Origin of the sequence: Micromonospora sp. C28SCA-DRY-2, assembly GCF_030519475.1 — a bacterium.
Taxonomy (GTDB): Bacteria; Actinomycetota; Actinomycetes; order Mycobacteriales; family Micromonosporaceae; genus Micromonospora.
In genome coordinates this window covers 112,184-131,596 of record NZ_JAUMKD010000006.1, presented here as the reverse complement: position 1 = coordinate 131,596, position 19,413 = coordinate 112,184, and the positions used below count along the sequence as shown (strand labels likewise).

Below are 19,413 nucleotides of genomic sequence, written 5' to 3'. Positions count from 1 at the left end.
CCCGCCCCCATCAGGGCGGGCCCGACCGGGCGGGGCGGGTCAGGCCACCACCGACACCATCCGGCCGGGTACCACGATGACCTTGCGGGGCTCCTTGCCGGCCAGGCTGCCGGCCACCGCCTCCAGGGCGGCGGCGCGGACGGTCTCCTCCGGCGCGTCGGCCGGCACCTCGACGCGGCCCCGGACCTTGCCGTTGACCTGGACCGGGTAGGTCACCGTCTCGGACACCAGCAGCGCCGGGTCGGCCACCGGGAAGTCCACGTAGGTCAGCGAGGTGTCGTGCCCCAGCCGCCGCCACAGCTCCTCGGAGATGTGCGGGGCGAACGGCGCCAGCATCAGCACCAGCGGCTCGGCCACCTCGCGCGGGGTCTGCGCCAGCCGGGTCAGCCCGTTGGTCAGCTCGATCAGCTTGGCGATGGCGGTGTTGAACCGGATCGCCTCCATGTCGCCGCGGACCCCGTCGATCACCTTGTGCAGCAGCCGCCGGGTCGCCTCGTCGGCCGGGTCGTCGGTGACCCGCAGCTCACCGGTCTGCTCGTCGACGATCGCCCGCCAGACCCGCTGCAGGAACCGGTACGAGCCGACCACCGCCCGGGTCTCCCACGGCCGGGACACCTCCAGCGGGCCCATCGACATCTCGTAGACCCGGAAGGTGTCCGCGCCGTACGCCGCGCACATCTCGTCCGGCGTGACCACGTTCTTCAGCGACTTGCCCATCTTGCCGTACTCGCGGTTGACCTGGGTGTCGCCCAGGTAGAAGCCGCCGTCGCGCTCGACGACCTCCTCCGCGGGCACGTACGCGCCGCGCGCGTCGGTGTACGCGTACGCCTGGATGTAGCCCTGGTTGAACAGCTTCCGGAACGGCTCGAAGGACGTCACGTGGCCCAGGTCGTACAGCACCTTGTGCCAGAACCGGGCGTACAGCAGGTGCAGCACGGCGTGCTCGGCGCCGCCCACGTACAGGTCGGTGCCGCCGCAGTCGCCGGCCGAGCGCGGGCCCATCCAGTACCGCTCGTTCTCCGCGTCGACGAACCGGTCGGCGGTGGTCGGGTCCAGGTAGCGCAGCTCGTACCAGCACGAGCCGGCCCACTGCGGCATCACGTTGGTCTCCCGGGTGTACCGCTTCGGGCCGTCACCCAGGTCCAGCTCCACCTCGACCCAGTCGCGGCGGCGCGACAGCGGCGTCTCCGGGTTCGAGTCGGCGTCGTCGGGGTCGAACGTCTTCGGCGAGAAGTCGTCCACCTCGGGCAGCTCGACCGGCAGCATCTCCTCCGGCAGCGCGATGGCGGCGCCGGTGGAGTCGTACACGATGGGGAACGGCTCGCCCCAGTAGCGCTGCCGGCTGAACAGCCAGTCGCGCAGCCGGTAGGTCACCGCGCCCTGGCCGTGCCCGGCGGCCTCCAGCCACTCGATGATCCGGGCCTTGGCGTCGGCCACCCCCAGGCCGTTCAGGTCCAGGCCGCGGTCGGGCGCGGCGCTGTTGATCGCCGGCCCGTCCCCGGTGTACGCCTTGCCGGTGAAGCCCTCCGCCGGCTGCACGGTGCGCACGATCGGCAGCTCGAAGACCTCGGCGAAGTCCCAGTCCCGCTCGTCCTGGGCGGGCACCGCCATGATCGCGCCGGTGCCGTAGCCGGCCAGCACGTAGTCGGCGATGAAGATCGGGATCTGCGCGTCGTTGACCGGGTTGGTGGCGTACGCCCCGACGAAGACGCCGGTCTTCTCCCTCGTCTCGGCCTGCCGCTCGACGTCGGTCTTGGCCGCCGCCGCCTTCCGGTACGCCTCGACCGCCGCCCGCGGGTTCGCGTGCCCGCCGGTCCAGACGTCCTTCGTCCCCTCCGGCCAGGCCGCCGGCACCAGCGCGTCGACCAGCTCGTGCTCCGGCGCCAGCACCATGTAGGTGGCACCGAAGACCGTGTCCGGCCGGGTCGTGAACACCCGGATGGGCGCGACCGGGGTCGGGAAGTCGATGTGCGCGCCCTGGGAGCGGCCGATCCAGTTGCGCTGCATCAGCTTGATCGCCTCGGGCCAGTCCAGCGTGTCCAGGTCGTCCAGCAGCCGGTCCCCGTACGCGGTGATCCGCATCATCCACTGCTTCAGGTTCCGCTTGAAGACCGGGAAGTTGCCCCGCTCGGAGCGGCCGTCGGCGGTGACCTCCTCGTTGGCCAGCACGGTGCCCAGCCCCGGACACCAGTTGACCGGGGCCTCCGAGACGTACGCCAGCCGGTGGTCGTCGACGATCCGCCGGCGCTCGGCCACGGTCAGCTCGGCCCACGGCCGCCCGTCCGGGGTGGGCCGGGTGCCCCCCTCGAACTCGGCGATCAGCTCGGCGATCGGCCGGGCCTTGCGGGCCTGCGGGTCGTACCAGGAGTTGAAGATCTGCAGGAAGATCCACTGCGTCCAGCGGTAGAAGTCCGCGTCCATGGTGGCCACCGAGCGGCGCTCGTCGTGGGCCAGGCCCAGCCGGCGCAGCTGCGACTTGTACCGCTGGATGTTCGCCTCGGTGGTGGTCCGGGGGTGGGTGCCGGTCTGCACCGCGTACTGCTCGGCGGGCAGGCCGAAGGCGTCGAAGCCCATCGCGTGCAGCACGTTGCGCCCGGCCATCCGCTGGTAGCGGGCGAAGCAGTCGGTGCCGATGTAGCCCAGCGGGTGCCCGACGTGCAGCCCGGCGCCGGACGGATAGGGAAACATGTCCAGCACGTACAGCTTCTCGGCGCCCGACCGGGGGTGGTCGGGGTCGGCCAGCGGGCCGGTCGGGTTCGGGGCGTGGAAGGTGCCCTCCCGTTCCCAGAAGTCCTGCCAGCGGTTTTCGATCTCGTCGGCCAGGGCCGCGGTGTACCGGAACGGGGGAATGTCGCTGGCCGGTACGGCTGCCTCACTCATGGCGTCTCCTCGCGTCGCTCGGCGCGGTCGTCTCGTGCTGTCTGGTGGGTGCTGCGGGCCCGGACGCCGGGCCGGCCGGCGACGGGCACAAAAAAGCCCCTCACGCATGAGGGGCCGCCGTGCTGTCGCGCGTTCAGCGCATCAGCACGGCTCGGTAAGAAGCAGGAAGACTCCGGCCATGTCCGGCAGTGTACCCCCAGTCCGGAGGCGGGCGGGCGCCCGCTACCACCGGTCGGGACGGCGGCGCCGACCCGCCGGTTCGTCACGGCTCGGCGCGGGGGTCGGCGAGGCGGGCCGTGTCGGTGGTGAAGCCCCAGCACTGCTGGGCGTTGAAGACCACGGTGTCCTTGCACCAGCTGGGGCTGGAGGTGGCGGTGGCGTCGGTGAGCAGGATCGCGGCGTAGTCCCGGAAGTAGGCGTCCTCCATGGTGGTGGTGACGCACTGGTCGGTGTTGACCCCGCCGAAGAGCAGCGTGTCGATGCCCTGGGCGCGCAGGACCTGGTCGAGATGGGTGGCCTCGAAACCGCTCATCCGGTACTTCTCCACCTGCACGTCCTCCGGCCGGACCAGCTCCGCCAGTTCGTCGACCAGCGTGGCGCCCCACGACCCCTCGGTCAGCACCGGGCCGTGGTCCAGGGGCTCGCCGATCCCGGCCTGGTCCGGCCGGTGCTTGAACGAATAGAGCGTCGGTGCGCCGAGGTTGCGCAGGTCCGGGCGGTTGTGCCAGTACACCCAGACCACCGGTACGCCGAGCCGGCGGGCCGCCTCGACCGCCCGCACCGCGCCGGGCACCGCCGCCCGGCAGGCGGTGTGGTCGAGACCGGAGCGCTGCGTCCAGCCGCCCGGGGAGCAGAAGTCGTTCTGCAGGTCCAGCAGGACCAGCGCGGTGGCGTCCAGGTCCACCACGACGGGCAGCAGCTCGGCGTCGATCCGGACCCGCCGGTCACCAACGGCACCGGGCGCCAGGTCGACCCGGTCGGCATACAGTCGCCACTGCGCGGCGCCACCGGCGAGGCGTACGCCGCCGCCGTCGGTCCCGCGGTAGACCTCGTCCCGCTCCCGTCGCACCGTCCGCCTCCCTGCCCGCCGCTCCGGCCGCGCCCGGCCGCCCGGCCGGACCTGCCGGACTACCCGCGGCCCGGCCGGTCACTCGTCCCCCGACCTGGCGAATATTCGGGGCGTAACCGGCGGTCCACCTGCGGGGGTCGGCGATCACGACAAACATGGTTAGCCTGAGAGGCCAGTGAGATTTCTGCGGCAGACGAGGCTCGGCGTCGCGAACCCAACGGCGGGTCCAGGTGCTCTTACACAGAGCTGCCGTGATCGGCGACGAGGAGGAGGCCCGTGACACAACAGACCTGGGACGAGGTGGGCGGTCTGCTGCCGCACGACGAGTTCCGCGCCGCCAGCGAAGCCATCGTCTCGAACATCGAGCAGGTCATCGAGGGCAAGACCGCCACCGTACGGCTCGCCCTGGCGGTCCTGCTGGCCGAGGGCCACCTGCTCATCGAGGACGTCCCCGGCGTCGGCAAGACCAAGCTGGCCAAGGCGATGGCCCGGTCCATCGACTGCTCGGTGCGCCGCATCCAGTTCACCCCCGACCTGCTGCCCAGCGACGTGACCGGGGTCAGCGTCTACAACCAGGAGACGCACGACTTCGAGTTCCGCCCGGGCGCCGTCTTCGCCAACCTGGTGGTCGGCGACGAGATCAACCGCGCCTCGCCGAAGACCCAGTCGGCGCTGCTGGAGTGCATGGAGGAGCGGCAGGTCACCGTCGACGGGGTCACCTACCAGCTGCAGACGCCGTTCATGGTGATCGCCACCCAGAACCCGATCGAGATGGAGGGCACCTACCCCCTCCCCGAGGCGCAGCGCGACCGGTTCACCGCCCGGATCGCGATGGGCTACCCGGACCCGGGCGCCGAGCTGGCGATGCTGGACGGGCACGGCGCCACCGACCCGCTCACCGACCTGCGGCCGGTCTCCGACGCCAACACCGTCCGCCGGCTGATCGGGCACGTCCGGCAGGTGCACGTCGCCGACGCCGTCAAGCAGTACGCGATCGACCTGGTCACCGCCACCCGCGAGGCTCCCGACCTGCGGCTGGGCGCCTCGCCCCGGGCCACCCTCCAGCTGCTGCGCACCGCCCGCGCGGTCGCCGCCCTGGAGGGGCGCGACTACGTCCTCCCGGACGACCTCCAGGTGCTCGCCGTGCCGGTGCTGGCGCACCGGATCATCCCCACCGCCGACGCCCAGCTGGCCCGCCGCACCACCGACGCCATCGTCGCCGAACTGGTGCACCGGCTGCCGCTGCCGCACGACCGCAAGCGCTCCCCCTACGACACCCGGCCCGGCCAGGGCCACGGCCGGCCGCCGTACGAGCCGCGGAGGCCGTGAGGTGCGCGAAGGGCTGCGCGGGCTGACCACCCGGGGCCGCTCGTTCCTGGCGGCCGCGGTCGCCGCCGCGATCTCGTCGGCGATCCTCGGCGAGAAGGACCTGCTCCGGGTCGCCGTGCTGCTCGCCATCCTGCCGCTGCTCGCCGCGGCCTACGTCGGGCGCAGCCGCTACAAGCTGGCCTGCAACCGGTCGCTGGACCCGCACCGGGTGCCGGTGGGGGCCAGCTCGCGGGTGGTGCTGCGGCTGCAGAACATGTCCCGCCTGCCCACCGGCACGCTGTTGCTGGAGGACCGGCTGCCGTACGCGCTGGGCAGCCGGCCGCGGGTGGTGCTGGAGCGGCTCGGCGCGCACCAGGCCAGCTCGGTGGCGTACACCGTGCGCGCGGACGTGCGCGGCCGCTACGAGGTGGGGCCGCTGGTGGTGCGGATGACCGACCCGTTCGGGTTGTGCGAGCTCAGCCGCGCCTTCCCGAGCACCGACCACCTGACCGTCATCCCGCAGGTCACCCCGCTGCCCTCGGTTCGGCTGCCCGGCGAGTACGCCGGCAGCGGCGACAGCCGGGCCCGATCGGTGGCGGTGCACGGCGAGGACGACGCCGCCACCCGGGAGTACCGGATGGGCGACGACCTGCGCCGGGTGCACTGGAAGTCGACGGCGCGCACCGGCGAGCTGATGGTGCGGCGGGAGGAACAGCCCTGGGAGAGCCGGGCCACCGTCGTTCTCGACACCCGGGCGTACGGCCACCGCGGCGACGGCCCGACGGCCAGCTTCGAGTGGGCGGTCTCGGCCGCCGCCAGCATCGCCGTGCACCTGCGCCAGGCCGGCTACAAGCTGCGCCTGGTCACCGGCTCGGGGGTGGACGTGGACGCCTCCGAGGTGAGCGGCGACGGCCTGCTCCTCGACCACCTCGCCGAGGTGCGGCTGGACAAGAACGTCGAGATCACCACGCTGGTGCAGCGGGTCCGGCAGCGCTCGGACGGCGGCCTGATCATCGGCCTGATCGGCTCGCTGAGCACGGCCGAGGCCGAGCTGCTGGCCGGGCTGCGCGGCAACGGCGCCACCTGCGTGGGCTTCCTGCTGCACAGCTCCACCTGGCTCAACCTGCCGGAGAAGGCCCGGACCGAGGCCGACCAGGCGCACGGCGCCGCCGCGCTGGCCCTGTTGCAGAGCGGATGGCGGGTGATCGGCGTCGACCACGGCGGCCGGCTGCCGGCGCTGTGGCCGCAGGCGGCCCGGGGTTCGCAGGGCTTCGCCCTGCGGGCGGCCCTGGCCGAGACGGTGGCCGGCGGCGTGCGATGAACGGAAGGGTCCCCTCATGATCGCCCACCGGAACCTGGGCTTCGTCGCCGCGGCGGCGACGCTGCTCGCCGCCGCGCCGCTGTCGGCCATCTTCGAGCGCTGGACGTGGCTGATCCAGGCCACCATCGCGGTCGCGGTGGTGGCCGCCGTGGCCGCGCTGGCCCGGCTGGCCCGGTCCCCGCTCTGGGCCCAGGTGCTGGCCATGCTGGCCGGCCTGACGCTCGCCCTGACCTGGCTCTTCCCCGGCGGCACCGAGCTGGTCGCCTTCATCCCGACGCCGGCCACCTTCGGGCACTTCGCCGACCTGCTGTCCGGCTCGATGGACGACATGCGCTCGTACGGCGTGAAGGTGCCGGACACCGACCCGCTGCTCTTCCTCACCGTGCTCGGCATCGGCGGGGTGGCCGTGGTGGTCGACGTGCTCGCCGTCGGGCTGCGCCGGCCGGCGCTGGCCGGGCTGCCGATGCTCGCCATCTACTCGGTGCCGGTGGCGGTCTACGTGGACAGCGTCCCGCCGGTGCCGTTCGTCGTCGGCGCCGCCGGCTACCTCTGGCTGCTGGTCACCGACAACGTGGACCGGGTGCGGCGGTTCGGCCGCCGGTTCACCGGTGACGGCCGGGACGTGGACGTCTGGGAGTCCTCCCCGCTGGCCGCCGCCGGCCGGCGGCTCGCGGTGCTCGGCGTGGCGCTGGCGGTGGTGCTGCCGCTGGCCGTGCCGGGGATGACCGGCGGGCTGCTGGACACGTTCGGCACCGGCGCCGGCGACGGCACCGGCACCGGCCGGCCCGGGGTCGGCACCAACCCCGGCCGGATCAACCTGTTCGCCGCGCTGAGCGGGCAGCTCAACCAGTCCGAGGTGGCCGACCTGGTCAAGGTCACCACCAACGAACAGCAGCCGTTCTACCTGCGCTTCGGGGTGGCCGACCAGCTGCGCCAGGACGGCTTCCGGGTGAGCGACCCGACCGGCAAGCCGGCCAACCGCGACCTGCCGGACCCGACCCGGGACCTCCGGCCGGGCGTGGGGCAGAACCGCTACCGGGCCACCGTCGAGGTGACCGAGAACCTCGACATGCCGCTGCTGCCGGTCTACGCCAAGCCGGCGCGCACGGAGGATCTGAACGACCGGTGGCTCTACGACGACGACCGGCAGATGGTCTTCTCCAGCCGGGAGTCGGCCCGCGGCAAGAAGTACTCCTTCGAGTACGTCCGGCTGACGTACACGCCGAGCGTGCTGCGGCAGGCGCAAGAGCTGGGGTCCTCCCACCCGGCCCGGGTCCGGTACACCATGACACCGGACGTGCCCGAGGTCGACGCGCTGGTCAAGACGCTGGTCCGGGATGCGGACACCCAGTACGACAAGGTCCGGGCGATCTACGACTACTTCTCCGCGGACAACGGCTTCACCTACCGGTTGAGCACCGAGACCGGCACCAGCGGCCAGGACATCCTCGACTTCCTCACCAACAAGGCCGGCTACTGCCAGCAGTACGCCGCCGCGATGGCCTGGCTGGTCCGGGCCGCCGGCATCCCGGCCCGGGTGGCGTTCGGGTTCACCAACGGCAGCAACCGGTCCGGTGACACGTACACGCTGACCAACCGGAACCTGCACGCCTGGACCGAGGTCTACTTCGACCAGATGGGCTGGGTGCCGTTCGACGCCACCCCGACGTACGGGGTGCCGGGCTCGACCCGCTCGGCCTGGGCGCCGGACACCGACGCGCCGGAGGAGTCGACGCCCGAGCCGGGCAGCACCAGCGCCCCGGGCGAGACCGAGGCGTCGGCCGGCCCGGAGGGCCCGGACTCCCCCGAGGAGGACCCGGACTCCGGCCTGGCGCTCGGTGGCACCACGCCGACCGAGCAGCCCCCGGTCTGGCCCTGGTGGGCGGGCGGCGCGCTGGCCCTGTTCGCCCTGCTCGCGCTGCCGGCGCTGCGCCGGCTGGCCCTGCGCCGGCGGCGCAGCGCCGCGGCGGCGCCCGCCCCGGCGACGGTACGGGCGGCGGGCGGCGGCGCACCCGCCGACGGGCCCCGGATGGTCGTGCTCGGCGCGGACGCCGACCGGGCCCGGGCGGACGCCCACGCGGCCTGGGACGAGCTGCTCGACACCCTGGTCGACTACCGGGTCCGGGTGGACCGCACGGAAACCCCCCGGGCCACCGCCGACCGCCTGGTCCGCGAGGCGTTGAGCGCCGACGCCGGGGCCGTCACGGCGGTACGCCTGCTCGGGCGGGCGGAGGAACGTGCCCGCTACGCGCGGGACCCGCTCACCGGCGAGCGGCTGCTCCCGGCCCTGCGGTCGGTACGCGGCGCGCTCGCCGCGCAGGCGGGCCGGCGTACCCGCCTGCTGGCGGCGGTGCTCCCGCCGTCGGTGCTGCTGCGCTGGCGGCTGGCCGCTGCCGACGCCTCGTCGCGGCTGGTGGCGGCGACGGGACGGGTCCGCTACCGGCTGCTGCGCTGGAGCCCACGCCGCCTGCTGGCCAGTCGGTTGGCCCGCTGACCCGCGCTCCGGGTGGGCGGTGGCGTCCCCGCCGCCCACCCGGACCACCGCCACCGCCCGGGTCGCCGGCTCTCCGCGCCCCACCGGCGCCCGCCACCTCACCGCGAAGATCCCGCCGGCCGCGACCGGCGGATTCCGCCCCGCCCGGCCCGAAGATCACGCTCATTCCTGGATGTAGTGGCATCCCTGCGCCGAGATGCCACTACATCCAGGAAGTAGCACGATCTTGCGAAAGCGACGGCGCCCGGATCGCCTGCGGGCGTGGCAGCGCGAGTCATCCCGGGCGTGGCCACGCCGGGCCAGCTCGGACCGGGGGCGACGTCGAAGGCGGACCGCCCCGGGCCGGGGCGTGGAGAAACGTCGAAGGTCGCCGGGGCGTCCCGGCGATCCGCCTGGAGCGGTGAAGTGCCCGCCTCAGCGGCGGGCCGGCGTCAGCGGTGCCCCTCCGGGCGCTGCCGCCACCGGTCCTCCAGCCGGTCCAGGATCGACGGCCGTCGACCGGCACGACCGCGGGGACGGCGACGACTCGTCGTACCGCCCACGACGTGCAGGTCGGGTGACTGCGCTCGGCGGTGCGACTGCACCGCGAACGCGGCCGAGGCCAGCATGACGACGAAACCCGCCACCGCCAGCGGCGGAGTCTTGATCACCGCGCCGTAGACCAACAGGGCCAGGCCAGCGATGATCACGCCGGCAGCGACGAGCAGGCGACGCCGCGCGTGGAAACGCGGGTCGCTGGCGCGCACGGCCGAGGCGAATTTGGGGTCCTCGGCAAGCGACCGCTCGATCTGCTCGAACAGCCGCTGCTCGTGCTCCGAGAGCGGCACGGCACTCCTCCCCGGTCACGTTGGTCGGCCCGGTCGGACCGACAGACCGTGGCAGCCAACCGGCTGCTTACCCGCAAGTCTACGAGGGGGGTCGCGCGTCGGAAAGCGGGACGACCTATGGCCGGCGTGGATTTTCATTTCGGCGCACGTCGCGGGCACCGAGCAGACTGGCCGGACCTATGACGGACCGCCCGAAACGGGCAGCCGCGGCGTCGGCGGCAGCTTCCGCCTCCCGCCAGCCGCGCTCGGGCGCGCCCAGCGTGAGCTGGCGCGGGGCGCCCGCCGCCCCGGCGAGCCCTTCGACCCGGACGCCGACCAGGCGGATCCGGTCGCCCGGATCGAGCGCGGTGTAGAGCGCCCAGACTGTGTCGAACACCTCCCGGGCGGTGTCGGTGGGCACGGCGAGGGTGCGGGAGCGGTTCACCGTGCGGAAGTCGGCCATCCGTACCTTCAGCGACACCGTCCGACCCACCTGACCGGCCCGGCGCAGCCGGGCGCCGACCTTCTCGGCCAGGGCGAGCAGGGCCCGCCGGATCTCCAGCGGGTCGGCCACGTCGGCGTCGAAGGTCACCTCCGCGCCGATCGACTTCTCCACGTGTTCCGGGCTGACCCGGCGCGGGTCGCGGCCCCAGGCCAGCTCGTGCAGGTGGCTGGCGGACGCCTCACCGACGGCGCGGCGCAGCATGCCGAGCGGCGCCTCGGCGAGATCGCCGATGGTGTTCAGGCCGAGCCGGCGCAGCGCCTCGGCGGCCCGCTCCCCCACGCCCCAGAGCGCCGCCACCGGCAGCGGGTGGAGGAAGTCGAGCACCCGCCCGGCCGGCACGACGAGCAGGCCGTCCGGCTTGGCCCGGGTCGAGCCGAGCTTGGCCACGAACTTGCTCGGCGCCACCCCGACCGAGCAGGTGAGCCCCTGCTCGGCGGCGACCCGCTCGCGGATCAGCCGGGCGATGGCGGCCGGGGAGCCGAACAGCCGCCGGGCGCCGGCCACGTCGAGGAACGCCTCGTCCAGGGAGAGCGGCTCGACCAGCGGGGTGACGTCCCGGAAGATCTGCATGACCGCCCGGGAGGCGGCGGTGTACTGGGTGAAGTCGGGCGGGAGGTAGACCGCGTCGGGGCAGAGCGCCCGGGCCCGCATGGTGGGCATGGCGCTGCGTACGCCGTAGCGCCGGGCCTCGTAGCTGGCCGAGCTGACCACGCCGCGCGGGCCGAGCCCGCCGACCACGACCGGCCGGCCGCGCAGCTCGGGCCGGCGGCGCACCTCCACCGCGGCGAAGAAGGCGTCCATGTCGACGTGCAGGATCGGGCAGCCGGAGTCGTCGGCGTCCGGCCCGAAGCGGGGGTCACCGCCCCGCGGCAACGACTGACTGCGACCCATTGCCGCAGGCTAGCGGGCACCTCCGACAGTCCGCCCGGACGGTCCGGCGGCAGCGCGCCACCGGTCCGTCCGGGCGGTCCCGTCGAGCTCAGTCGGCCGGCGTCGTTCCCGCGGCCACCCGGCGCAGGGCGACGCCGCTGGCGACCGCTCCGGCGAGGAGGATCACCGCGCCGACCACGGCGGTGACCGTGAAGCCGTCGGTGAAGGCGGCGAAGGCGCGCTCGAGCAGGGCGTCGGCCAGCTCGGCCGGCAGCTGGCCGGCCACCGCGAGGGCGCCGCCGACGGTGTCGACGGCCGCGTCGGCGAGCCCGTCGTCGAGGCCGACCGGCGTCCCGGCGTCCATCTCGGCCCGGTAGATGCCGGCGGCGATGCTGCCCAGCACGGCGATGCCGAGCGCGCCGCCGAACTCGGTGCTCGTCTCGGAGAGCGCCGACGCGGCTCCCGCCCGCTCCGGCGGCGCCGTGGTGAGCACGAGCGAGGTCGCCAGCGTGCTGGTCATCCCCACGCCGAGGGTGAGCAGCCCGTAGCTGGCGATCAGCCACCAGACCGGCGAGTCGACCCGCATGGTGCTGACCAGTAGGAACCCGGCAGCGGCGAGGACCAGCCCGGTGCTGACCAGGACCGCGGGCCGGGTGCGCGGGGCGAGGGCGGAGGCGAGGGCGACGCCGACCACGCTGCCCAGGATGGTGGGCAGGGTCCAGAGCGCGGCGTCGAACGGGCTGAGCCCGAGCACCGTCTGCATGAACGTGACGGCGAGCAGCCCCATGCCGGCGCTGGCGAAGGTGATCGCCGTGTTCGCGCCGATCGCCGCCGAGAAGGCGCCGGTCGAGAAGAGCCGTACGTCGATCATGGGCTGCTCGCTGCGGCGCTGCCGGCGTACGAAGAGGGCGCCGACGGCCAGCCCGGCGAGGAAGGCGACCAGCGAGGACGCGTTCGGCCCCGCCTCGGCCAGGTGCTTGACCGCGTAGATGACCGGCAGGATCGCGCCCAGGGAGAGCAGCGAGCTGAACGGGTCGAACCGCCCCGGGTTCGGGTCCTTCGACTCGGGCAGCAGCAGCGGCCCGACCACGAGCAGCAGCAGCATGACCGGGACGTTGACGACGAAGACCGAGCCCCACCAGAACCGCTCCAGCAGGAAGCCGCCGATGATCGGCCCGATCGCGATGCCACCGGTGAAGCCGGCCGTCCAGACCCCGATCGCGATCCGGCGTTGGTTCTCGTCGGCGAACATGCCGCGGATCAGGGCCAGGGTCGACGGGGCGAGGGTGGCGCCGCCCAGCCCGAGCAGCGCCCGGGCGGCGATGAGCAGCTCCGGGGTGGTGGCGAAGGCGGCCAGCAGCGACGCCGCCCCGAACGCGGCGGCGCCGATGAGCAGCAGCCGGCGGCGCCCGATGCGGTCGCCGAGGCTGCCCATGGTCACCAGCAGGCCGGCCATCACGAACCCGTAGATGTCCACGATCCACAGGTGCTGGCCGGCGGTCGGGCCGAGTTCGGCGCTGATCAGGGGCGCGGCCATGAACAGGATGGACAGGTCCATCGAGGCGAGGAGGGCCGGGATGACGAGGGCGGCGAGGCCGACCCATTCGCGGCCTCGGGCACGGGAGGGAACGGAGGTGGTCACGAGGGGAATGTACGCGCGTACAATACGCTTGTACAAGACGTTTGTTCAAGACGGGTGTTCAAAGGTGGACTACACTGCCCGCATGGGACAGCGAGAGGACCTGCTGGCGGGCGCGAAGAAGTGCCTGGTGGAGAAGGGTTACGCGCACACCACCGCCCGTGACATCGTGGCGGCGGCCGGCGCGCATCTCGGCTCCATCGGTTACCACTTCGGCAGCAAGGACGCCCTGCTCAACGCCGCCGTGATGGAGACCTTCGACGCCTGGGGCGACGCCATCGCGGCGGCTGTCGTACCGGACGCCGACGGCACCCCGCTGGACCGGCTGCGCGGGTTCGTCGACGGACTGCTGACGGCCGCCCCCGAGCAGCGGGCCATCCTGGTGGCCAGCGTGCAGGCGTACGCCCAGGCGGAGTTCGCGCCCGAGGTCCGGGCGCAGCTGGTGGCCGGCTACGCCGCCGGCCGGCGGGACCTGGCCGCGCTGGTGCTCGGCGTCCCACCGGCGGAGGTCTCGGCGGAGCAGGCCCGCGGCTACGGCGGGCTCGCCATGGCGATGGTCAACGGCGCCATGATCCAGTGGCTGATCGACCCCGCGTCGGCCCCCACCGCCGACGACCTCGCGCGGGCGCTCGCCGGCCTGAGCGGCGCCGACCGGACGTCGCCCCCCGTCGACCAGGGCGCACCCCGCCGCTGACCGGCTCCGCCGACCGTCGACCCCGGATCATCGGCCGGACCGGCCCCGCCGACCGCCGGCGCCGGCCGGCCGGCGGCCGCGGCACCGGCCGGGGCGGTCAGCCGCGGACCACCAGCAGCGGGATGGTCATCTCCGCCGCGGTGTCCGCCCCGTGGTACGCCACCAGCCGGGAGGCCAGCGGCTTCTCCGACCGGGTGGCCATCACCGCGTAGGTGTCGTTGCAGATCACCACCACGTCGCCGATCCGGCTCAGGTGCTCCTCGGGCACCGGGCCGAACCAGCCGTCGGCCACCACCTCGTCCCGGGTCCGCACCCGGGCCGCGGCACCGAGCACCGCCGACCAGGCGGCCACCACGTCGGCGGTGGCGCCGGGGGCCACGTGCAGGTAGCGGACCCGCGGTTCACCGGAGACCACCCGCACCCCGGCCCGCAGCCGCGGGTCGGTGTCCAGGTCGAAGCGGTGCCCGGCCGGTACGTCGAGCTGCCCGTGGTCGGCGGTGACCAGCAGCGCGGCGTCCGCCGGCAGGCCGTCGACCAGCCGGGTGAGCAACTCGTCCACCTCGGCGGCGGCGTGCCGCCAGGGCATCGAGTCGACGCCGGTGAGGTGGCCGTGCCGGTCCAGGTCCGGGTGGTAGCCGGAGACCAGCGTCGGCCCCTCGCCGGCGGCGAGGGCGGCCAGCATCTCCCGGGCGAGCGCGTCGACGCCGGCGGCGCCGCGGTAGTCGCCGCCGCGGTTGGCGGCCACGGTGAGCCCGCTGCCGCCGAACTCCGGGCGGCTCACCACGGTCACCGCCACCCCGGCGGCCCGGGCCCGCTCCAGCTGGGTGCGGACCGGCTGCCAGCGCAGCGGGGCCGGGTCGGCGGCCCACTCGATGTGGTTGAGCACCCGGTCGCTGCCGGGCACCCGGACGGTGAAGCCGAGCACGCCGTGCGCGCCGGGGGCGGCGCCGGTGCCGAGGGTCACCAGGCTGGTCGGCGTGGTGGACGGGAAGCCCGAGGTGAGCGGCCGACCGACGGTCGCGGCCAGCCCGGCCAGGGTCGGCGCGTACCGGGCGGCGGTCGGGATCTGGTACCAGCCGAGGCCGTCGACCAGCAGCACCGCGATCCGGCGTACCCCGTCCAGCGCCTCGATGAGCCGGAGCGGGTCGGTGGCGCCGGGCACGCCGAGCACGGCCAGCGCGCTGGGCAGCACGTCGGCCAGGCTGCCGGTGCCGTAGCGCGGGGCGACCACCGCCAGCGGGTCGGGCGCGCCGGCCGGCGCGGAGGGTCGGGTCATGCCGGCCGGCGGGCGAACAGGTGCAGCTGGGCGGCCAGGTCCCGCCAGGGCGACCGCCCGGCGAGCGTCCGCTCCAGCTCGACCAGGGCGCCCGGCTGGCCGTCGGCGACGGCGGCGGGGAGCAGGTCGGCGAGCACGCGTACGCCGTGGATCTCCTCGACCACCAGCCCGGCGGCGCCGAGCAGCGCGGCGGCGCCGTCGGCGTCGTAGCGCCGGCGCAGGGTGTCCCGGGGACCGGCGGTGCCGGCCGGGTCGGCGGCCAGCGTGGCGGCGGTGTCCAGGTGCCCGTTCATCGCCCGGCCGAGCACGGCGGCGGCCCGGCCGGCGACCAGCACGCTCGCGGCCCCGCCGGGGCGCAGCGCGGTGGCCAGCGCGGCCACCACCGGCGCGGGGTCGTCGACCACCTCCAGCACGGCGTGGCAGAGCACCAGGTCGGCGCCGGCCGGTTCGACCAGCCCGGCGAGCGCGTCCCCGTCGCCCTGCACCGCGTGCACCCGCCCGGCGACCCCGGCCTCGGCGGCCCGGCGGGTCAGCGCGGCGAGCGCGTCCGGGCTGGCGTCGACCACGGTGACCCGGTGCCCGGCCCGGGCCAGCGGTACGGCGAAGCCACCGGTGCCGCCGCCCACGTCGAGGACGGTGAGTTCGGCGTCGCCCCGACGGTCCAGCTCGGCGCGCAGCACCGACCAGATCACGGCGGTACGGGGGGTCAGCGGCGGCCCGGCGATCCGGCCTGGGGTCTGCTCCACCCGGTCGAGCCTAGTCACCCGCGCCAGTCACCCCTTGCGGCCGGTGGTGGCGATGCCCTCGACGAAGTGCCGCTGGGCGAGGAAGAACAGAATGATCATCGGGACGGTGGCGATCACGCTGCCGGCGAGCACCACCTCCCACTGCTGCTCGCCGCCGTAGCCGAACCGGTCCAGCACCACCTTCAGCCCGCGCGGCAGGGTGAACAGCTCCTCGTTGCGCAGGTAGATCAGCGGCTTCATCAGATCCGTCCAGCTGGCCTTGAACTCGAAGACGAAGGCCACCAGCAGCGCGGGCCGGATCAGCGGGAACGCCAGCTTCCAGAACAGCTGCGGGTAGCTCGCGCCGTCCACCCGGGCCGCCTCGAAGTACTCCCGGGGCAGCGAGAGCAGGAACTGCCGCAGCAGGAAGATGTAGAACGCCGAACCGAACAGGTTGCCCGCCCAGAGCGGCACCTGGGTGTCGGTCAGCCGCAGCTCCGACCAGATCAGGTAGGTGGGAATCATGGTCACCGCGAACGGCAGCATCATGGTCGCCAGCACCAGCCCGAAGAGCAGGTCCCGGCCGGGGAAGCGGAAGTAGGCGAAGCCGAACGCCACCCAGGCGCTGGAGATGGTGACCGCCGCGGCGGCGGCCACGCCGACCACCACGCTGTTGAACAGCCAGGTCAGCAGCGGCGCCGCCGACCACGCCTCGGTGTAGTTGCCGGGCGCGAACGGCACCGGCAGGAAACCGGGGGCGAAGACGTACTCGCGGGGGCGCAGCGAGGCGCCGACCAGCCAGACGAACGGCAGCATGAAGATCACGGACGCGCCGGTGAGCGCCGCCACGAACGCCACCCGCTGCCAGAGCGGCCGCCGGGCGTCCTCGGCGGGCGGCCGGCGGGCCGCCGCCGGCGCCGGCCCGGCCCCGGGCACCGGCGCGGCGGCGGTCCGCTCGACCGCGGTGGTCACGACTCCGCCCCGCCCTCGGGGTCCTTCTCGACCCGCGAGCGCCGGGCGTTGGCCACCGGCCCGTCGGTGACCGGGTGTTCCCGGACCTCGCACTGGTGCGGGTGCCAGTCCGCGCCCAGCCGGGTCCGCCGGCTGTTCGCCACCCCGTGGTACATCCCGCTCATGCCGGCACTCCGTTCCGCTGCGTGCCGTCATGGGGCACCATCGCCCTGAACCTGATGATTAGCTCGCTTCGCTCACTCATCGGTCCTCCCCCTCGTAGAACACGAACCGGTTGCTGAGCTTCACCTGCACCAGCGTGACCACCAGGATGATCACGAAGAGCAGCCAGGCCATGGCCGAGGCGTAGCCCATGTGCAGGAACTGGAACGCTTCCTGGAACAAATGGATCACGTAGAACGATGCCGCGTCGCTGTTGAACCGGTTCTGCGTCTCCCGGTTGCCGAAGTACATGGTGTAGACCTCGGTGAACATCTGCAGCGACGCGATCGTGTTGACGATCAGCGTGAAGAACAGCGCACCGGAGATCATCGGCAGCGTCACGTGGCGGAACCGGGCCCAGGCGCCGGCCCCGTCGATGCTGGCCGCCTCGTACAGGTCACGCGGCACGTTCTGCAACGCGGCGAGATAGATGATCACGGTGGAGCCGAGGCTCCAGAGGCTCATCAGCACGATGCCGGGCATCACCCAGTCCGGGTCGGTGGTCCAGCTCGGCCCCTCGATCCCGACCAGCGCCAGCCCGCGGTTGATCAGCCCGTCCTGGGTGTTGAGCAGGAGCAGGAACAGGATGCCGACCGCCACCGCCGGGGTCATCACCGGCAGGTAGAAGACGGTACGGAAGAAGCCCTGCCACCGCCCCACCCGCTTGAGCAGCAGCGCCAGTCCGAGCGAGATGGCCATCACCAGCGGCACGTGCAGCGCCGTGTAGTAGACGGTGTTGCCGAGGCTGCGGGCCACCTGCGGATCGGCCATCAGCTCCCGGTAGTTGTCCAGCCCGGTGTACTCCGGCGGGTTGATCACGTCGTACTCGGTGAAGCTCAGCCAGGCGCTGGCGATCATCGGGCCGGCGGTGAACGCCAGGAACCCGATGATCCACGGCGCCAGGAAGAGGTACGCCCAGCGGGCCTCCCGCCGGGCCAGCGGCGTACGGCGACGCCGGCCCGGGGCGGGAGGAGCGGTGGCGGTGCTGGCCATCCCGGCGCCTACTTCGACGCCTCGTCCAGCGCGGCGGTGGCCTCCTGCTGGGCCCGGGCCAGCGCCTCGGCCGGCTGGGCCTGCCCGGCGAGCACCCGGTTCACCGCGTCGTACGAGGCCTTGTCGAACTCGGCGCCGGCCGGCGAGGCCGGCATGGCGAACGCGGCGTCCTGCACCGAGCGGATGGTGGCCACGGCGTCGTCGAACCGCTTGTTGCCGGTCGGCTGGTACAGCTCGTCGAAGATCTTGTTGTCGGCGTTGAGGTTGCCGGTCCAGACCCCGGTGAACGGCTGGCCGGCGGCCTTGCGCGCGTCGGCCCGGGCCTTCGCGGCGGCGACCCAGGTCTCGGTGGCGGTCATCTGCTTGACGAAGGCGCACGCGGCGTCCGGGTTCTTCGCCCCCTTGGTGATCACCCAGGCCTGGCCGGAGGACATGGTCAGCGGCTTGCCCTGCCGGTCGACGAACGGCTTGACCACCAGTTCCGCCTTCGGGCTGTTCTTGGCGGCCTGGTTGAGGAACCACTCCTCCATCGGCCAGGCGACGATCTGGCTCTTGGCCAGGGGGTTCTCCGCCCCGAAGAAGTCGAAGGTGTCCCGGAACGACTTGAACCTGCCGAACCCGCCCTGGTCCTGGATCAGCTTCAGGCCGGTGGTGAGCGCCTCGACCACCTTCGGGTCGGTGAGGTTCGGCTTCGTGCCGTCCGCCGAGATCATGTCGGCGCCGTTGGCCTTGGCCCACATCGGCAGGAACTCCGGGATCTTCGGGTCGATGCCGATCCGGGAGAGCCGGCCGCCGGAGACCTTGGCGAGCTTCGTGTTGAGCGCCGGCAGCGCCGCCCAGTCGGCCAGGTCGACGTCGTCGACGGTCAGGCCGGCCTGCCGGAGCAGCGCCTCGTTGAGGTAGACCACCCGGACACTGGAGAACTCGGGGATCCCGTAGACGGTGCCGTCGAGGGTGACCTGGTCCTTCGCCGCCGGCCGGTACTGCGCCAGGTCGATGTCCTGCTTCTCGACGCAGTCGGTGAGCGGTTGGATGGAGCCGCGCTTGGCGTACGTGCCGATCAGCTTGCGGTCCATGTAGACCAGGTCCGGCGGGTTGCCCGAGGCGACCGCGGAGAGGAACTGCTGCTCGTCGAAGGCGCCCTCGGTGATCTTCAGGTCGACGCCGGGATGGTCACGCTTGAAGGCGTCCACCCGGGTGGTGGCGATCTCGTCGGAGAGGCCGAAGCCCATGGTGGTCAGCGTGCCGCTGGTGGCGGTACCGCCTCCGCCGCCGTCGTCGCCGCCGACTCCCCCGCAACCGCTGACGGCCAGGGCGAGCACCCCGGCGAGCGCGGTCGCCCGCAGTATCCGTGACATTGCTTTCCTCCCCGGGCCCGCACGGGCCACCCTGCCCGCGCGGAGCAGCAGTTCTCCGGTTCTGCGACGTTTCAAACCCGGCGACGACGGGATCGGCGTGTGGCGCGGATCTCCGCCGGAGCGGCCGGTGCCCGGCCCGGCCGAAGCGCTGGTCAGGCTGGCCGCGTGCCCGCCGTACCGCTGGGTTGGTGGTTGGGCAACCGGCTGTTCCGCCGGATCGACCCGCTGCTGTTCCGGCGGATCGTGCTGGTCGGGCTGCTCGGCAGCGCCGGCACGGCGCTCGCCGGCCTGGCCGGCTGAGC

The 19,413-nt window shown here is 73.6% G+C and carries 16 protein-coding genes; 5 read left to right on the top strand and 11 right to left on the bottom strand.

What is annotated here, in order from left to right; translation table 11 throughout:
- Window positions 1-39: 39 nt before the first annotated feature.
- Together leuS and Q3W71_RS23465 are read right to left on the bottom strand one after the other, a co-directional pair.
- Window positions 40-2,880, bottom strand: coding sequence for a leucine--tRNA ligase (gene leuS / locus Q3W71_RS23470; protein ID WP_302921584.1), 2,841 nt, complete (start codon window positions 2,878-2,880; stop codon window positions 40-42).
- 262 nt (window positions 2,881-3,142) lie between these two features.
- Window positions 3,143-3,949: a cysteine hydrolase family protein gene (locus Q3W71_RS23465; RefSeq protein ID WP_302921583.1), complete on the bottom strand. Its 807-nt coding sequence runs from the start codon at window positions 3,947-3,949 to the stop codon at window positions 3,143-3,145.
- Between the two features lie 276 nt (window positions 3,950-4,225).
- Between Q3W71_RS23465 and Q3W71_RS23460 the strand changes: the two genes are divergently transcribed.
- Genes Q3W71_RS23460 through Q3W71_RS23450 form a run of 3 tightly spaced genes read left to right on the top strand, consistent with a single transcriptional unit; the run spans window position 4,226 to window position 9,072 of the window.
- Window positions 4,226-5,278, top strand: coding sequence for a MoxR family ATPase (locus tag Q3W71_RS23460; RefSeq protein WP_088992750.1), 1,053 nt, complete (start codon window positions 4,226-4,228; stop codon window positions 5,276-5,278).
- A 1-nt stretch (window position 5,279) separates the two neighbouring features.
- A complete protein-coding gene (locus Q3W71_RS23455) occupies window positions 5,280-6,578 on the top strand; it encodes a DUF58 domain-containing protein (RefSeq protein ID WP_302921582.1) in 1,299 nt (432 codons plus the stop codon).
- A gap of 16 nt (window positions 6,579-6,594) precedes the next feature.
- A complete protein-coding gene (locus tag Q3W71_RS23450) occupies window positions 6,595-9,072 on the top strand; it encodes a DUF3488 and transglutaminase-like domain-containing protein (protein WP_302921581.1) in 2,478 nt (825 codons plus the stop codon).
- Window positions 9,073-9,503: 431 nt separating this feature from the next.
- Here the strand turns inward: Q3W71_RS23450 and Q3W71_RS23445 are convergent, their stop codons facing one another.
- The 3 genes from Q3W71_RS23445 to Q3W71_RS23435 all read right to left on the bottom strand — a co-directional run bounded on the left by Q3W71_RS23445 (window position 9,504) and on the right by Q3W71_RS23435 (window position 12,895).
- A complete protein-coding gene (locus Q3W71_RS23445) occupies window positions 9,504-9,899 on the bottom strand; it encodes a DUF3040 domain-containing protein (RefSeq protein ID WP_088992747.1) in 396 nt (131 codons plus the stop codon).
- Window positions 9,900-10,014: 115 nt separating this feature from the next.
- The gene (locus Q3W71_RS23440) at window positions 10,015-11,274 is read right to left on the bottom strand and encodes a DNA polymerase IV (RefSeq protein WP_302921580.1); all 1,260 of its coding nucleotides are present in this window, start codon (window positions 11,272-11,274) and stop codon (window positions 10,015-10,017) included.
- A gap of 88 nt (window positions 11,275-11,362) precedes the next feature.
- Window positions 11,363-12,895, bottom strand: coding sequence for an MFS transporter (locus Q3W71_RS23435; RefSeq protein ID WP_302921579.1), 1,533 nt, complete (start codon window positions 12,893-12,895; stop codon window positions 11,363-11,365).
- 82 nt (window positions 12,896-12,977) lie between these two features.
- Here Q3W71_RS23435 and Q3W71_RS23430 point away from each other — a divergent pair, with 82 nt between their 5' ends.
- On the top strand, window positions 12,978-13,586 hold the full coding sequence (locus tag Q3W71_RS23430; protein WP_302921577.1) for a TetR/AcrR family transcriptional regulator: 609 nt from the start codon (window positions 12,978-12,980) through the stop codon (window positions 13,584-13,586).
- Between the two features lie 97 nt (window positions 13,587-13,683).
- Here the strand turns inward: Q3W71_RS23430 and Q3W71_RS23425 are convergent, their stop codons facing one another.
- The 6 genes from Q3W71_RS23425 to Q3W71_RS23400 form a co-directional block, all read right to left on the bottom strand.
- Entirely contained in the window at window positions 13,684-14,862 is a 1,179-nt protein-coding gene (locus Q3W71_RS23425) for an alkaline phosphatase family protein (RefSeq protein WP_302921576.1), read from the bottom strand.
- On the bottom strand, window positions 14,859-15,626 hold the full coding sequence (locus Q3W71_RS23420) for a methyltransferase domain-containing protein (RefSeq protein ID WP_302921575.1): 768 nt from the start codon (window positions 15,624-15,626) through the stop codon (window positions 14,859-14,861). The genes Q3W71_RS23425 and Q3W71_RS23420 overlap by 4 nt, the downstream gene beginning before the upstream one ends.
- 9 nt (window positions 15,627-15,635) lie before the next feature.
- Entirely contained in the window at window positions 15,636-16,559 is a 924-nt protein-coding gene (locus Q3W71_RS23415; protein WP_302921574.1) for a carbohydrate ABC transporter permease, read from the bottom strand.
- Window positions 16,556-16,723, bottom strand: coding sequence for a hypothetical protein (locus tag Q3W71_RS23410; RefSeq protein ID WP_302921573.1), 168 nt, complete (start codon window positions 16,721-16,723; stop codon window positions 16,556-16,558). The genes Q3W71_RS23415 and Q3W71_RS23410 overlap by 4 nt, the downstream gene beginning before the upstream one ends.
- 76 nt (window positions 16,724-16,799) lie before the next feature.
- Window positions 16,800-17,753 carry a carbohydrate ABC transporter permease gene (locus Q3W71_RS23405; protein WP_302921572.1) on the bottom strand — a complete coding sequence of 318 codons (954 nt, stop codon included), beginning with the start codon at window positions 17,751-17,753 and terminating at the stop codon, window positions 16,800-16,802.
- An 8-nt stretch (window positions 17,754-17,761) separates the two neighbouring features.
- Window positions 17,762-19,111, bottom strand: a complete 1,350-nt coding sequence (locus tag Q3W71_RS23400; protein ID WP_302921571.1) for an extracellular solute-binding protein — start codon at window positions 19,109-19,111, stop codon at window positions 17,762-17,764.
- Window positions 19,112-19,276: 165 nt separating this feature from the next.
- On the opposite strand from Q3W71_RS23400, the gene Q3W71_RS23395 reads away from it, so the two are divergent.
- Window positions 19,277-19,411 (top strand): hypothetical protein, encoded by a 135-nt coding sequence (locus Q3W71_RS23395; protein ID WP_302921570.1) that lies wholly within the window; start codon window positions 19,277-19,279, stop codon window positions 19,409-19,411.
- The last annotated feature ends 2 nt before the right edge of the window (window positions 19,412-19,413 follow it).

What these genes read in the sequence shown, in the direction of transcription:
- Q3W71_RS23425 (WP_302921576.1), bottom strand. Translation starts at nt 14,862, where the DNA reads ATGACCCGACCCTCCGCGCCGGCCGGCGCGCCCGACCCGCTGGCGGTG.
- Q3W71_RS23405 (WP_302921572.1), bottom strand. Translation starts at nt 17,753, where the DNA reads ATGGCCAGCACCGCCACCGCTCCTCCCGCCCCGGGCCGGCGTCGCCGT.
- Q3W71_RS23440 (WP_302921580.1), bottom strand. Translation starts at nt 11,274, where the DNA reads ATGGGTCGCAGTCAGTCGTTGCCGCGGGGCGGTGACCCCCGCTTCGGG.
- Q3W71_RS23450 (WP_302921581.1), top strand. Translation starts at nt 6,595, where the DNA reads ATGATCGCCCACCGGAACCTGGGCTTCGTCGCCGCGGCGGCGACGCTG.
- leuS (WP_302921584.1), bottom strand. Translation starts at nt 2,880, where the DNA reads ATGAGTGAGGCAGCCGTACCGGCCAGCGACATTCCCCCGTTCCGGTAC.
- Q3W71_RS23410 (WP_302921573.1), bottom strand. Translation starts at nt 16,723, where the DNA reads ATGAGCGGGATGTACCACGGGGTGGCGAACAGCCGGCGGACCCGGCTG.
- Q3W71_RS23430 (WP_302921577.1), top strand. Translation starts at nt 12,978, where the DNA reads ATGGGACAGCGAGAGGACCTGCTGGCGGGCGCGAAGAAGTGCCTGGTG.
- Q3W71_RS23400 (WP_302921571.1), bottom strand. Translation starts at nt 19,111, where the DNA reads ATGTCACGGATACTGCGGGCGACCGCGCTCGCCGGGGTGCTCGCCCTG.